General features: G+C 62.6%; 13 protein-coding genes. 2 read left to right on the top strand and 11 right to left on the bottom strand.

Annotation, left to right across the window (positions count from 1 at the left end):
• Nucleotides 1-2: 2 nt before the first annotated feature.
• From ACSSVG_RS10105 to ACSSVG_RS10080, 6 genes are all read right to left on the bottom strand, one after another.
• Complete coding sequence (locus tag ACSSVG_RS10105) at nucleotides 3-602, bottom strand: DNA-3-methyladenine glycosylase I (protein WP_492418721.1); 600 nt, start codon at nucleotides 600-602, stop codon at nucleotides 3-5.
• A gap of 136 nt (nucleotides 603-738) precedes the next feature.
• Nucleotides 739-1,455 carry an alpha-ketoglutarate-dependent dioxygenase AlkB family protein gene (locus ACSSVG_RS10100; protein WP_231338774.1) on the bottom strand — a complete coding sequence of 239 codons (717 nt, stop codon included), beginning with the start codon at nucleotides 1,453-1,455 and terminating at the stop codon, nucleotides 739-741.
• On the bottom strand, nucleotides 1,452-2,081 hold the full coding sequence (locus ACSSVG_RS10095; RefSeq protein WP_492418719.1) for a methylated-DNA--[protein]-cysteine S-methyltransferase: 630 nt from the start codon (nucleotides 2,079-2,081) through the stop codon (nucleotides 1,452-1,454). The genes ACSSVG_RS10100 and ACSSVG_RS10095 overlap by 4 nt, the downstream gene beginning before the upstream one ends.
• Nucleotides 2,078-2,608: an RNA polymerase sigma factor gene (locus tag ACSSVG_RS10090; protein WP_492418717.1), complete on the bottom strand. Its 531-nt coding sequence runs from the start codon at nucleotides 2,606-2,608 to the stop codon at nucleotides 2,078-2,080. Before ACSSVG_RS10090 ends, ACSSVG_RS10095 begins: the two co-directional genes overlap by 4 nt.
• Nucleotides 2,608-3,117, bottom strand: coding sequence for a methylated-DNA--[protein]-cysteine S-methyltransferase (locus tag ACSSVG_RS10085; protein ID WP_492418715.1), 510 nt, complete (start codon nucleotides 3,115-3,117; stop codon nucleotides 2,608-2,610). Before ACSSVG_RS10085 ends, ACSSVG_RS10090 begins: the two co-directional genes overlap by 1 nt.
• Nucleotides 3,118-3,162: 45 nt before the next feature.
• Nucleotides 3,163-3,417, bottom strand: coding sequence for a cell division protein CrgA (locus ACSSVG_RS10080; RefSeq protein WP_159700295.1), 255 nt, complete (start codon nucleotides 3,415-3,417; stop codon nucleotides 3,163-3,165).
• Between the two features lie 173 nt (nucleotides 3,418-3,590).
• Here ACSSVG_RS10080 and ACSSVG_RS10075 point away from each other — a divergent pair, with 173 nt between their 5' ends.
• Nucleotides 3,591-4,403, top strand: coding sequence for a class E sortase (locus tag ACSSVG_RS10075; protein ID WP_374202210.1), 813 nt, complete (start codon nucleotides 3,591-3,593; stop codon nucleotides 4,401-4,403).
• 170 nt (nucleotides 4,404-4,573) lie between these two features.
• Nucleotides 4,574-5,215, top strand: coding sequence for an aminodeoxychorismate/anthranilate synthase component II (locus ACSSVG_RS10070; RefSeq protein ID WP_231338770.1), 642 nt, complete (start codon nucleotides 4,574-4,576; stop codon nucleotides 5,213-5,215).
• Nucleotides 5,216-5,263: 48 nt separating this feature from the next.
• Here ACSSVG_RS10070 and pknB read toward each other — a convergent pair whose 3' ends face one another.
• The 5 genes from pknB to ACSSVG_RS10045 are packed head-to-tail and all read right to left on the bottom strand — an operon-like array spanning nucleotide 5,264 to nucleotide 13,568.
• Entirely contained in the window at nucleotides 5,264-7,159 is a 1,896-nt protein-coding gene (gene pknB / locus ACSSVG_RS10065; RefSeq protein WP_492418713.1) for a Stk1 family PASTA domain-containing Ser/Thr kinase, read from the bottom strand.
• A gap of 10 nt (nucleotides 7,160-7,169) precedes the next feature.
• Nucleotides 7,170-9,005, bottom strand: coding sequence for a protein kinase domain-containing protein (locus ACSSVG_RS10060; RefSeq protein WP_492418711.1), 1,836 nt, complete (start codon nucleotides 9,003-9,005; stop codon nucleotides 7,170-7,172).
• Entirely contained in the window at nucleotides 9,002-10,459 is a 1,458-nt protein-coding gene (locus ACSSVG_RS10055) for a penicillin-binding transpeptidase domain-containing protein (RefSeq protein WP_231338767.1), read from the bottom strand. Before ACSSVG_RS10055 ends, ACSSVG_RS10060 begins: the two co-directional genes overlap by 4 nt.
• Complete coding sequence (locus tag ACSSVG_RS10050; protein WP_231338766.1) at nucleotides 10,456-11,886, bottom strand: FtsW/RodA/SpoVE family cell cycle protein; 1,431 nt, start codon at nucleotides 11,884-11,886, stop codon at nucleotides 10,456-10,458. The genes ACSSVG_RS10055 and ACSSVG_RS10050 overlap by 4 nt, the downstream gene beginning before the upstream one ends.
• Entirely contained in the window at nucleotides 11,883-13,568 is a 1,686-nt protein-coding gene (locus ACSSVG_RS10045) for a PP2C family protein-serine/threonine phosphatase (protein WP_492418708.1), read from the bottom strand. Before ACSSVG_RS10045 ends, ACSSVG_RS10050 begins: the two co-directional genes overlap by 4 nt.
• Between the last annotated feature and the right edge of the window lie 2 nt (nucleotides 13,569-13,570).

Raw genomic sequence — 13,570 nt, 5'->3', positions numbered from 1 at the left:
GTTCAGGACCATACCCCCGACGACCCGCGGCGATGGCTGTCCATCAGGTGGGTGTCAATGATTCCAATTGCTTCCATCAAGGCATACATGGTGGTGGGCCCGACGAATGCGAAACCCTTCTTCCTGAGTGCCTTGGATAGGGCAATTGACTCAGGGGACGTTGTGGGGATGTCGGCGAAGGTGTGGGGCGCCGGCGTGGAGGCGGGCTGGAAAGACCACACGAAGTCAACCAGGCCTCCTTCGTCGCGCAGGGCGATGGTGGCTTTGGCATTGGTGATGGCGGCGCGGATTTTGAGGCGGTTGCGGACGATCCCGGCATCGAGCATGAGCCGCTCAACGTCGTCTTCGGTGAAGGCGGCAACGCTTTCCGGGTGGAAGTCCAGGAACGCCTTCCTGAAAGCCTCCCGTTTTCGGAGGATGGTGGCCCACGAAAGACCCGCTTGGAACGCCTCGAGGCTAATGCGTTCGTACATGCCCTGCTCGTCGCGGACAGGCATGCCCCATTCGTGATCGTAATAGGCCTGCATGAGGGGATCCGAAGCAGCCCACAGGGGACGGGCAAGGCCGTCCTCACCGATGGTGGTGCCGTTGTCCGGGGTCATTCATGCTCCTCCGCGGCCGGATCTCCAGGGGCTCCGGCCAGTTGTTTGGCTTCTGGGGATATTCTGCCGGGTGCCTCCGACATTCAATGCCTCTGGTGCTGGATGCTCCAACGCTCGGTGCCTTGGAATTACCGCCTCAAGACAATCCGGTGACCCGCATGGTGATGTTGATCCGTCCGTGCGACAGGCCGCTTTCCTCTGGAGCCGTTCCGGGGAGCACCTTGGGTATGCCGTGATACGCGAACCGGGACGGCCCACCGAATACGAAAAGGTCTCCGGAGCGGAGTTCAACGTCTGTGTACGGCTTGTTTCGGGTCTTGGTGTTACCGAACCGGAAAACGCACGTCTCACCGATGCTGAGGGACACTACTGGGGCGCTGGAACGTTCATCCTTGTCCTGGTGCATCCCCATGGCCGCGCCGTTGTCGTAGAAGTTCACCAAGGCGGCATCGGGTGTGTAGTCACTAACGGAGAGGGCCAAGGCGCCATCTGATTCGCCTCCGGAAGGAAAGGCTGCGGCGACGGCTTTACGGCCCAGGCGGACCATCCAGTCAGGGAAATCGAGCACAGGCCGACCGTTGACGTCGGTGGCTTCCCGGGTGTACTTGTAGGGCTGCCAATGCCAGCCGAGGCACACGGTGCGCACCGACATCTTGTGCCCACCAGGAAGAGTCGCTGCGCGGAGCGGCACGGGTCCTTGTGTCCACTCGCCAAATCGTTCCACTATCCACCGTTGCTGCTCCAGGCTCAGCCAGCCGGGCACGTGAACCGCGCCTGGAGCAACCAGGCGAGGACCGGCGTCGTGGTTTTCCGGCTGAACCAACTGCAGCGGAAACAGTGCATCTTCGCTCAAGCGGCTGCCTCCAGGGTGAGAAGCGCTCGTTTTGCATCCGCCCCGCCGAGATAGCCGCCGAAGTTGCCGTCCGACTTCACTACGCGGTGGCATGGGACGATGACGGGCAGTGGGTTGGTGGCACAGGCGCTTCCGACGGCGCGGACTGCGTTGGGGCTGCCGGCGGCCAAAGCGACCTCCGCATAGCTTTCGGTGTGGCCATAGGCGATGCGGGGCAAATGCTGCAGCACATTCAGGCGGAAGCCGCGGGACAACCGGAAATCCAGGATGAGATCGAACTCCGTCCGGGTGCCGTTGAAGTACTCGTCGAGTTGGCGCGCAGCATCATCCAAACGCGCAGGCGCCTGGAGGATGCGGGGGCTGACGGTGTTGGCAAGAACTTGCAGGACGTCGCCGTGGTCTTCCACTTCAAAGGCGACGCGGACTATTCCACGGTCTGTGGCGGCCAGAAGGAGTTTCCCCACGGGTGAGTCCACCACCCGGTATGCAACGTCCAAAGTGTGGGTCAGTTGCGCGTCGCTGGCCAGACGGGCGCGAAGGCTGGCGAGGGCAAGTTCAAGTCCAGCATCGAGGGGTTCCAGGAGCGAGATTACATCGCCGTGGTCCAGGCTTTGTTCGATGGTCAACGGATCTCTCCTTTCGAAGATGAATGTGCCAGAGCTGGAAGATCAGCCAGAGCACTGCGGAGGGCTTTGACGCCGTCTGATCCGGCTCGTCTGGCAGCCTCGGGGGTTCCTCCAAGAATCGCCGCCACGTCCACGTAGGGAAGCCCCGCAAGGTAGTGGTACGCCACGGCCTGTCTTTGTTTCGGTGGAAGGTGCGCGACGGCGTCCACGAGGTCGGCATGCCCCTCACCGGGGATGCCAAGCCGGGAGGGTTGCTCCGGCGGTGAGTCCACCGGGAGGGCACGGCGACTTCCGGCACGCACATGGTCGATGCATTTACGGTGTGCGATGGTGACAAGCCAAGCTTGCACGTTGGCCTCCGGAGGGAGGTCGGGATAGGACTGAAGAGCCGCAAGGAAGGTATCGGACCAGGCGTCGTCGGCATCGTGCACGCCGAGGACTGCACGGCACACTCGAAGCACGGTGACGCCATTTTCTTGGACCACTGCTTCGAAGGGTCTTTTGGTGATCAACTGCCCGGCCTTCATCAGAAAAGTTTGCCCTCTCTCACGGCGGCTGGCTCTTCCAACTCCAAGAGGAAGCGCTTGTTCCGAAGCCCACCGGCGTATCCGGTCAATTGACCCTTGCGTCCCACCACGCGGTGGCACGGGATGATGATGCTGATGGGGTTGCGGCCCACCGCCGACCCAACGGCCTGGGCAAGATGCGGATCGCCCAGTTCAGTGGCCAACTCGCCGTAACTGACGGTTTCTCCAAAGGGAATATCTTGCAGCCGCAACCAGACCTTCTCCTGGAAGGTGTTTCCACGCGCTTCAAAAGGAACATCGAAAACGGTGCGGTGTCCGCCCAGATACTCATCGAGCTCAATCCTGGTCAGTGCGAATACCGGATCCTCGATCCCTGCGTGGACCCCGAAGTAGTCGGGTGGCGGCAGGTGCCAGTGGCCCTCATAGAAGATGCCCGTCAAAAATTCCCCGTTGGCAGTCAGCGTCAACTGCCCCAACGGGGAATCCATGGTGGTGTGCCGGATGCTCATACCTTGTAGACGTTCACGGGCACGGAATTGTGAGGTGCGGGTTTCCTAGGAGCGCCAACGGGTGGTCATCAGGAAGCCGACAATCGCGATGCCGAAGCCCGCAACAATGTTCCATGATGCCCAGTCGCGGACGGGGAACTGGCCTTCTGTGATGTAGAACGTGATGATCCAGATCAGGCCGAGGATCATGAGGCCGAACATGACGGCTTTGTACCAAACCGGGTTGGGCTTGTACTGCTGCGCGGCGGAAGTCTGCTGGGCCTGACGGGCAGGCCGCTTGCGGGGCTTGGACTCGGGCACGGATCCTCCTTGGCTGTAGGTTCATACCGGTTCCGGCCAGCCTTGATATCCTGCAGGAAGGAAATTTCCAGCGGTTAACGGCCACGCGGCGTTCCGGGTTGGTTCTAGCTGTCAAGTCTAGCCGCAACTCGGGGTCCGCCCGCCCGCGCCCGTGCCCGAATCGAGGAGACCCCGTGGCGCACCAGCAGACGACGGCGGCTTCTGCCGTGCCGTCGGGCCGGCGAGGGCAGGAGCAGGAACCGCGCAGGCAACTCCGCGCGTCCGATGTCATCCGCAAGATCAGCCAGATCCTGGGTGAACTCCTCATTACGGCAGGTATTGTGCTGTTGCTCTTCGTGGGCTGGGAACTGTGGTGGACCAACGTTGAAGCCAATGCCAAGCAGAATGAGGCAGTCCAGAGCTTCGCGCAGGACCTCACCGGACCCGTAACTCCGGCAGCACCGGCTAATCAGGCAGATTTTGGACCTCCGGTGGTGGGAACGGCTCCTGCAAACGGGGAAACGATCGGGATTATGTACATCCCCCGCTTCGGCGCGGACTACACGAGGCCCATCATCGAGGGCACCGGTGCGGACGTCCTGGATACGTTGGGACTTGGCCGCTACGGGAGTACCAGCATGCCCGGAGCCATCGGCAACTTCGCGGTTGCGGGCCATAGGCAAACGCATGGAGCAGTCCTGGACAGCATCCATACGCTGGTTCCCGGGGACAAGATCTACGTTCAGACAGCGGACGGCTTTTACACCTATGTCTTCCGCAACAACCAGATCGTGCTTCCCAACCGCACTGACGTCCTCATGCCAGTACCAACGCAACCGGGCATCGTGCCGAAGGAACGCATTCTGACCATGACCAGTTGCAACCCGCGGTTTGGGTCGCAGGAACGGATCATTGCCTACTCCGTGATGGAGGGTTGGCAACCGGCCTCTGCAGGACCGCCGTCGGAAATCGCCACCCAAGTAGCCAAGGTACAAGGAAAGGGGTAACGGATGTACTCGTGGATTTTCCGCAACTTGCCCGGACCCGTGTGGGTGAGGATCCTGACGTGCTTGGTACTGGTGGCGGTAGCACTGATACTGATGGTCCAGTTCCTCTTCCCCTGGTTCTCCCAATTCACCACTTTGACTGACTCGACGATTGGTTTAGTGCAGCAACCATGAGCACAACAAGAATTCTTGTAGTAGATAACTACGACAGCTTCGTTTACACCCTGGTGGGATACCTCCAGGAACTCGGCGCCGAGACAACCGTGGTCCGCAACGACGATGTGACTCTTGCCGAGGCCACGGAGCTCGCAGCAGCCCGCGATGGCGTCCTCGTTTCGCCCGGTCCTGGAACCCCTGCCGAAGCCGGCGTGTGCATCGAGCTCATCAAGTGGTGCGGCGAGAACAGCAAACCCATGTTCGGCGTCTGCCTGGGGCACCAAGCCCTCGCTGAGGCGTACGGTGGCGTGGTAACCCACGCGCCCGAACTCATGCACGGCAAGACGTCCCCTGTCCGGCACGAAGGTAAGAGCGTCTTCGCAGGCCTCCCCTCGCCTGTGACGGCCACGCGCTACCACTCACTCGCAGCGGTGCGCGATTCCATTCCGGACGTCCTGGAGATCACCGCAGAGACCACCAACGGCGTGGTGATGGGATTGCAGCACAAGACCGCACCACTGTGCGGTGTGCAGTTCCACCCGGAATCGGTCCTGACAGAGGGTGGCTACCAGATGCTCGGCAACTGGTTGGAGTCCCTGGGGATGGCCGGAGCGGCTGAACGCGCATCCAAGCTGAGCCCGCTCATCAAGCAGTAGGCCAACGGAAGCCCGACCTGCTGCGGGCCGGTGAGCGGTAGCAGGCCGCTACTTCTTGGTGGCCGTCGGCTTAGGGGTCGGCTTGTCTGTGGGCGTCGGGGTTGGCGTGGGGCTCGGAGCAGGAGCCTTCGCAACCGTGATGGTGACCGACTTTCCCTGATCCACTTCGGTGTTGAACGTCTCGCTCTGGGCCGTCACTGTGCCCGGCGCGACTTCCGAGTTTTCCTGCTCCACAACCACCATGGGCAGGCCGTTGGTCTTGAGTGAAGCTTCCGCTTCGGCCAGGGGCAGCCCAATCAGCTGCGGCATGAGGACCTTGCCAGAGGAAACCTGAAGTTCCACCTTGGTGCTGATGGCGATTGCGCCGCCCGGGGCCGGGCCAGTGTTGATGACCAGGCCGATCGGAACCGTAGCGCTGTGGGTTCGGACGGTCACGATGTCACCAGTGATGCCCAGCCTGCGCAAGGCGTCCCTCGCATCCGACTCCGTGCGGCCCACGATGTCGGCGGGGATGGTCACCGAGTTGGGTCCGCTGGATATTTTCAGGACAACCTCGGCGTCCTGGTCCAGCATGGACCCCGCGGTGGGAGACGTGCCGATGGTCATGTCCTTGGCCACCGAGTCGCTGGCCTCGCGCACGGATTTAGGTACCAACTTGGCTGAATACAGTTCCTGGATGGCCTGGGATTCAGACATGTTGGCCACCACGGGCACGGCGATCTTTGCAGGGGGCGGTGGCTGCAGGTTCATGAGGCTGTAAAGCCAGAATCCGCCACCGGCCAGCACTATCAGCGTGAAGATCACCAAGGTTGCTATCCACGTACGACGGCGTTTGTTCTGGCCCGCGGTCCGCTCGCGTTCCGGTGGGAGGCCCAAGGGAAGGGGTTCTTCCTGGGGCTGGTCAGCGGGTTCGTCCCTGGCCTGATCGGCGGCCAGGAATCCCACGGCGGTGGAGCTCAGGATCTGGGTGGCCGGGTCGTCCTGGTCCACGAGGTCGTTCGGATCGGTCGGTGCCTCGCTGGGTGGCATTGCGGGGACAGGAATGCCGTTGCTTGCCGCGCGCAGTGCGCGGCGGAAGGACGCAGCGTCCTGGAAACGGTCTGTCCGGCTCTTCTGCAGGGCTTTGGCAAGGACAGAATCGAGGGCCTCGGAAACATCGGGGTTGTGGGCGCTGGGCATGTCCGGAATTTCGCGGACGTGCTGGTAGGCCACCGAGACCGGGCTGTCCCCCACAAAAGGTGGACGGCTGGTCAGCAATTCGTACAGGAGGCAGCCGGCTGAGTAGAGGTCGCTGCGTGCGTCCACGGTTTCACCGCGGGCCTGCTCCGGTGAAAGGTACTGTGCCGTGCCGACGACGGCCTGTGTTTGGGTCATGGTGGCAGCGGAATCGGCCATGGCACGTGCGATGCCAAAGTCCATGACTTTGACGTCCCCGGTGTCGGCGCAAACCATGACGTTGGCCGGCTTGATATCGCGGTGGACAATACCTGCCCGGTGGCTGTACTCCAGTGCGGCAAGGACACCCAGGGTGAAGCCGATGGAATTCTCCACACCCAATTCGTTCGCCTTGATCATGTCCCGCAGGGTACGGCCGGCGACGTATTCCATGACGATGTACGGCACGCGGACATCCTCGCCGGGACCCCCCGGTACGGAGTATTCGCCGGTATCGAAGATGGCCACGATGGACGGATGGTTTAACGCCGCGACGGCCTGGGCCTCGCGTTTGAACCGGGCTTGGAACTGCGGATCGCGGGCGAGGTCCGCGCGCAGGACCTTGACAGCGATGGTCCGCCCCAGCAAAGTATCCGTTCCGCGGTATACGTCCGCCATGCCGCCACGACCGATCAGCTCACCAAGTTCGTAGCGGGCATTGAGGATGCGCTGTGAAGACACAGGTGTGCTCTCCTCTCGATGCGCGGGACCGTGGCGTGGCGTAGACATGGCGGATCAGTTAGTTGCTCGGGCTGCCGCTGGGGCTGGCGCTCGGGGAACCGGAATTGGTGGGGGCAGCGGCCCTGGACAGGAAGTAGGTGACAGTGGAGCCTGCGGCAACCTCGGCTCCAGCGGCCGGCGAGGACCTCACGAACGTGCCAGGCTGCTGGCCCACGGCACCGTTCACGGGATCTCCAGCTACCCAACGCAACCCGGCGCCCTCAATGGCCGCCCGGACCGATGACTCGCTGGCTCCGACGCTGATGGTGGGGACGGCAACGGCTTCAGGACCCTTGGAGTACTGAACCGTGATGGTTTGTCCCGGATCAACAGGTCCGGTGGGGTTGAGATCCACCACGGTCCCTGGAACGGCCGGGTTGAAGACCTCCACACCGTTGACGCCAAGGCCCAGGTCGCGGAGTTGCGCACTGACGGTCTGGAACGGCTGGCCAAGGTACTGCTCAGGGATGACGTTGATCTTCTCCGGCGTGGTCTGCGTGGGCGTCGGAGATGGTGACTCCGAGGTCGGCGTAGGCGTCGGCGTGGCGGACGTCGACGTCGGGCTGGCGCTCCGGCTGGTGCTGGCAGTGGTGGACTGGCTCGGGCTGGGGCTCGGCGAGAAGAATCCGGACTGGGTGATCAGGAAACCAACCAGCGCGAACAGCACCAGCAGGATCAAGGCAACCATCGGCCAGGTCCAGGGGCTGCGCTTCTTGCGTTCCGGCTCGCGATCGTCGAAGTTCTCGTCGTCGCTGTAGGCAACTTCCTCTTCGTCGTTCAGTTGGCGTTCTGCCTCCAGGGCATTCGCGCGTGACAGAGGGTTGTCGGATGCGGCTGCAGCCGCCCCAACAGCAGCCCCGGCCGCACCGGCACCCAGCACCGGAAGTGCGGAGGTCGCCGTCGACGACTGCTCCTTACCGTAAGGCGAGGTGACGACGCCGGTGGGTGCCGTTGCGGTGTCCACCGGCGCTGTGATGGGTCCGGTAGTGGATTCGAAAAGCAACATGCCGGGTACGGCGGCGTGGGCCGTAGCGATGTCTCCGTTGCGGATGGCGTCGGCGGCTTCGGCCAGCTTGATGGCGTTGGCGGGACGGTTCTTGGGATCCTTGGCCAGCATGGACATCAAGAGGGCACGGACAGGCGTGGGAAGGGTTTCCGGGAGGGGCGGCGGCGCGTCGTTCACCTGCGCCAGGGCAATGGCAATCTGCGATTCGCCGGAGAACGGACGGTGGCCGGTGAGGCATTCGTAGCCGATGACACCCAGTGAGTAGATGTCCGAGGAACCCGTGGCGGTCTGGCCGGTGGCCTGCTCAGGAGCCAAGTACTGGGCAGTGCCCATGACCTGGCCGGTCTGTGTCAGCGGAACCTGGTCCGCCAGGCGGGCGATGCCGAAGTCGGTGACCTTGACGCGGTTGTCCGGCGTGATCAGCAGGTTGCCCGGCTTGATGTCGCGGTGGACCAGGCCCTGTGCGTGCGCAACGGCAAGGGCGCGGGCAGTCTGCGCGAGGATGGAGAGCGTCATGTCCGGGGACAGCACCTGCTCTCGCTCAAGGATTCCGCTCAAAGGGTGTCCCGGAACGAGCTCCATGACCAAATAGGCCGAGCCGGCTTCTTCGCCGTAGTCGAAGACGTTGGCAATGCCCACGTGGTTGAGCAGGGCGGTGTGACGCGCCTCGGCACGGAACCTCTGGAGGAAGCCGGGGTCCCCCGTGTATTCCTCCTTGAGCACCTTGATGGCAACGATCCGGCCGAGGATCTGGTCCTTGGCCTTCCAGACCTCGCCCATGCCGCCAATCGCAATGCGACTGGTCAGCTGGAACCTGCCGCCGAGTGTGATTCCCGAAGTAGGCCTCACTTATTCAACACCGCCTCAAAAATCTTCTTTGCGTTCGGACTGGTTAGCTGGGCACCGCTGAGCACATCCACACCTTCCATGACGATGGTGACGGCTACTTGCGGGTCGTTTGCCGGGGCGAACCCGGTAAACCATGAGTTGTTCAAACCTGAATCGCCGAGTTCCGCGGTACCGGTCTTGCCGGCCACCTTGACGCCGGAAACGGCTGCTCCCTTGGCAATGCCGTTGTCCACGGCGCTGGTCATCCACTCGGTGATTTGCGCTGCGATGGGCTGGGTGGTGCTGGTGCGGAGGGCCTCGGGCCTGAGTTCGCTGATGACGCGGAGGTCAGGAGCGCGGACGGTCTCCACCAAATTCGGCTTCATCTGCACACCGCCGTTGGCAATGGCCGCCGTCATCATGTTGATCTGGAGCGGAGTGGCCTTGACGTCCCGCTGACCTACGGAAGACTGGGCCAACTGGGCCTGGTCCAGGTCCTCGGGGAAGATGCTTTTTGCCTGCTGGAGCTTGAGCTGATCGCCGAAGGTCTCGCCGAAGCCGAACTTCTGTGCCTGATCGCGGATGGCATCCTGTCCCAGGTCCAGGGCAATGCTGGCGAACGGAGTGTTGCACGACTGCTCCAGGGCAAAGACGAAGGTTGCCGTTTCACGGACGTTGCAATTGCCGCCGGCGTAGTTTGGCAGGCTGGCACTGGATCCGGGCAACGGCAAGCTGCTGGGATTCGGCAACTCGCTGTCCTTGTTGTACTTGCCTGAATTCAGCGCGGCAGCGGTGTCGATGAGCTTGAAGACCGAGCCAGGTGACAGCAGGTTCCCTGTTGGGCCGCTGACGTTCTGGTTCAGGTTAATGCCCGGAACCTGGTTCAGTTCGTTGTAGTTGGCATCTGCGGCGGCACGGTCATGGGTGGCGATCAGATTGGGATCGTAGGAGGGCTTGGAGACCATAGCCAGAATAGCCCCGGTCCTGGGATTGGTAACCACGATGGATCCACGCTGGCCGTCGGGGATGAGATCGAACGCCAACTTCTGGATTTCAGGATCCAGCGTCAGCTCCACCGAAGCACCCTTGGGCTCATTGCCCAGGAACATCTGGCTCATTCGATCCAGGAACAGTTGGTCGGAGTTGCCCGCAAGGGTCTCTCCCATGGACTGTTCCAAACCTGTGGACCCAAAGAACTTGGAGAAGTAGCCGGTGACGCCGGCGTACAGCTCGGGTTGGTTGTACTTGCGCTGGAAGGCGCAGGACTCGGTTCCGGGGACAGACTCCGCGACTGGTTTGCCGCCCACGATGATTGAGCCGCGCTCGTTGCAGAACGACGCCAGGACGGCCCGCTGGTTCCAGGGGTTGTCGTTGAGGTCGTCAGCGCCAATGACCTGGACATAGCTGATAGCGCCGAAGATCAACGCAAACATGGCCACTGCGGCCATCCAGGAGCTACGAATAGCCTGGTTCATTGTTGCTTCACCGCCTCTGTTGGTGCGCTTGGTGTCTGTCCTGTGGCCGGTTTACGCGTGCCCGGCGTGCTGCTGCTGGCCGGAGGTTTACCGACCATGGGGGTTGTGTCCACGGGTCCGCGGGCCGTGTTGGAGATCATGAGCAGCAGGCCGACGATTATCCAGTTGGCCAGGAGCGACGAGCCACCGGCCGCCAGGAACGGTGTAGTCAGGCCCGTCAGCGGAATGAGCCGCGTGACGCCGCCGATGACCACGAAGCACTGCAGGGCAATGGCAAAGGACAAACCGCACGCCAGCAGCTTGCCGAATGCGTCACGGGTTCCCAAGGCAGCGCGGAAGCCGCGGGTAAACAGAAGCAGGTAGAGCATCACCACGGCGAAGAGGCCGATCAGGCCGAGTTCCTCGCCAATGAGGGCCACGATCATGTCGCTGTTGGCAAAGGGCACCAGATCCGGCCGGCCTTGGCCCAAGCCGGTTCCTACCAGCCCGCCGTCGGCCATTCCGAACAAGCCCTCGACGATCTGTCCACTGCCACCGGGTGACCTGCCGAAGACCTCCGGTGTGAACGCGTTGATCCAGCTGTCGATTCGGAAGGCTACGTGGGAGAAGATCTGCGAGGCAATGAAGCCGCCACCAAGAATCAGCAGCAAGCCAATGACAACCCAGGAGATACGGCTGGTGGCCACGTAGATCATCACGATGAACAGGCCGAAGAAGAGGATGGATGAGCCGAGGTCGCGCTGGAAGACCAGGACGCCGATGCTCACCAACCAGGCGGTGATCATGGGCCCGAGGTCCTTGAACCGCGGGAACTGCATGGGGCCGATCTTCCGACCGGCCAGGAGGATGAGATCCCGGTTGGAGGAAAGGTACCCGGCGAAGAATATTGCCAGCGTGATTTTGGCGATTTCACCGGGTTGGAACGTCATGGGTCCCACTCGGATCCACACGCGGGCTCCAAGGATTTCGCCGGCCGAAATGCCCGGAATCAAGGGCAGGAGCAGCAGGAACGCACTGACGGCCAGGGAAATGTAGGTGAAACGGCGAAGGATCCGGTGGTCCTTGAGGAACCAGATCACGGCGATGGAAACTGCCATGGCGATCAGCGTCCACCGGAGCTGGTTGTTGCCGGTGTCGTCGCCGGGGCCGTCCATTCTGTGGATCAGCGCCAAACCCAAGCCGTTCAAGGCTACGACGATGGGAAGTATTACCGGATCGGCATATTTGGCCCGGAGCCTGAGGACCACATGGAAGGCAAAGGCGGCAACTGCGAGCAGGCTCGACTGGAACCAGAAGTCCCGGTCCAACCCGACATCGGAGTTGATGCTCACCAAGGCACTCGCGCCGACACCGACGGCAAGGGCCAGCACGATGAGGACAAGCTCAACGTTGCGGCGCGGTTTAGGTGCAGTTTCAGTCTGTATCACTTGGCCGCCCCACAGGGAGTCGGTACGGGCGAAGGCGAGGCAACGGCCGCAGTACTAGGCACGGGCACGGTGGTGGTGGGAGATGGCGTCGATGTGGCCGAAGTCGTGGGGCAGTTGGCTGAAGCGCTGCCCGTGTTCTTCAGGTTCTCCACAATGCTCTGGGCGTCGTCGAGGTCACCCGCCGGAACTGTCTGGCGTACGCTCTGCTGGCCGTATTCCGGCAATGAATCCACCCTGATGTCGGTTACGGCTTCAAGCCGGGAAAGCTGAATGGGACCGAGGCGCTGCGAAATTCCGTTGAAGATGGCAACGCGCTGATCGTATTCGCCCACGTAGTAACGGGTTTGGGTCCAGGCGTAGCCAAGCCACAGGCCAACCACGACACCCACCACAACAACAGCTGCGACGGCCGGCATCAGCCAGCGGATGCGGCGCCGCGTGGGCTCCTCGACGTCCAGCCGGTCCTGCTCGGCCTTGTGCGTGAGGACCGTGGCAGCCCTGCGGGCGACTGTCCTGCCGGCAACAGTCGGTATGGATCCTGTCTCTGCAGCTGTGGCCGCTGCGCCAACCAGTTCATGGGGACGGCTGGCCAATTCTTCGCGCAAAACCTCTGCGGAGAGGTGCTCACCGAGGTGCGGGTCGGTGGTGGTGGGCGGTTCCTTGGAATCGTCCGGGGATTTGGACGCCTCGACGGATTCGTCCGCGTCGCTGGTCGGGTCACCCGCGCTGAACGATGATCCAGCGTCAGCCTCCAGCGCGGCTTTTGCCTTGGACCCGGACTTCGCATCCTCAGCCGGCTTGGTCGCGGAGGGACCCTCGGGAGACTTGGACGCCGTGACTGCTTGAGGTTCGTCCAACGCGGCAAGCGCTGCGGCCGGAACGACGTCGACGGCGGCCGTGTTGACGTCGTCGTCGGTCTCTTCGGCAATCTCCAGCATCACCACGGTGACGTTGTCCGGGGCGCCGGCTTCCAGCGTCAGATCCACCAGTATTTCCGCACATTCGCGCAGGTCCTTGGTCTCGCGCACCATGCGTTCAACGACGTGTCCCGCAACGTAGTTGAGGCCGTCGGAGCAGAGCAGCCAGCGTTCGCCGGGTTCGACGTCCAGGATGTCCAGATCCAGCTCTGGACTGGCATCAACGTCTCCGAGGACTCGCATCAGGACGTTTTTGTGCGGATGCGTCTCGGCTTCCTCCGGACGGAGGCGTCCCTCATCTATCAGGCGCTGCACAAAGGTGTGGTCCACGCTGACTTGTTCAAACTTCTTGTTGCGCAGGCGGTAGGCGCGCGAGTCGCCGATGTGCGCGAAGTGGAGCTTGCGGTCTTCAAGCAGGAGGGCGGTCACCGTGGTACCCATGCCGGAGAGCTTTGGGTTCTGGTGAACAAGCTCGGAAAGAAGGGAGTTGGCGGTCTGGATTTCGTCCGCAAGGACTGTCTCTGCGCCATCCGGATAGTCGTCATGGTCCAGGTGGATCATGTCCAGCACCGTTGATGCAGAGGCGACATCGCCGCCGGCGTGACCACCCATGCCGTCGGCCACGACTGCAAGATGGCGGCCCACGTATGCGGAGTCGTCATTCTTGGAGCGGATCCGTCCGACGTCGGAGCGGGCCGCGTAGCGCATGATGAGTGGGCGCTCCGCGGGCTTCTCCTTGCCTTCGGGGGTCTCGGGGGAGGCCATGG

It is taken from the genome of Paenarthrobacter sp. E2MeOHC11, assembly GCF_058744955.1.
This window is presented reverse-complemented; position numbering and strand designations above follow the sequence as displayed.

What these genes read in the sequence shown, in the direction of transcription:
- ACSSVG_RS10085 (WP_492418715.1), bottom strand. Translation starts at nt 3,117, where the DNA reads ATGAGCATCCGGCACACCACCATGGATTCCCCGTTGGGGCAGTTGACG.
- ACSSVG_RS10090 (WP_492418717.1), bottom strand. Translation starts at nt 2,608, where the DNA reads ATGAAGGCCGGGCAGTTGATCACCAAAAGACCCTTCGAAGCAGTGGTC.
- pknB (WP_492418713.1), bottom strand. Translation starts at nt 7,159, where the DNA reads ATGTCTACGCCACGCCACGGTCCCGCGCATCGAGAGGAGAGCACACCT.
- ACSSVG_RS10105 (WP_492418721.1), bottom strand. Translation starts at nt 602, where the DNA reads ATGACCCCGGACAACGGCACCACCATCGGTGAGGACGGCCTTGCCCGT.
- ACSSVG_RS10070 (WP_231338770.1), top strand. Translation starts at nt 4,574, where the DNA reads ATGAGCACAACAAGAATTCTTGTAGTAGATAACTACGACAGCTTCGTT.
- ACSSVG_RS10055 (WP_231338767.1), bottom strand. Translation starts at nt 10,459, where the DNA reads ATGAACCAGGCTATTCGTAGCTCCTGGATGGCCGCAGTGGCCATGTTT.
- ACSSVG_RS10045 (WP_492418708.1), bottom strand. Translation starts at nt 13,568, where the DNA reads ATGGCCTCCCCCGAGACCCCCGAAGGCAAGGAGAAGCCCGCGGAGCGC.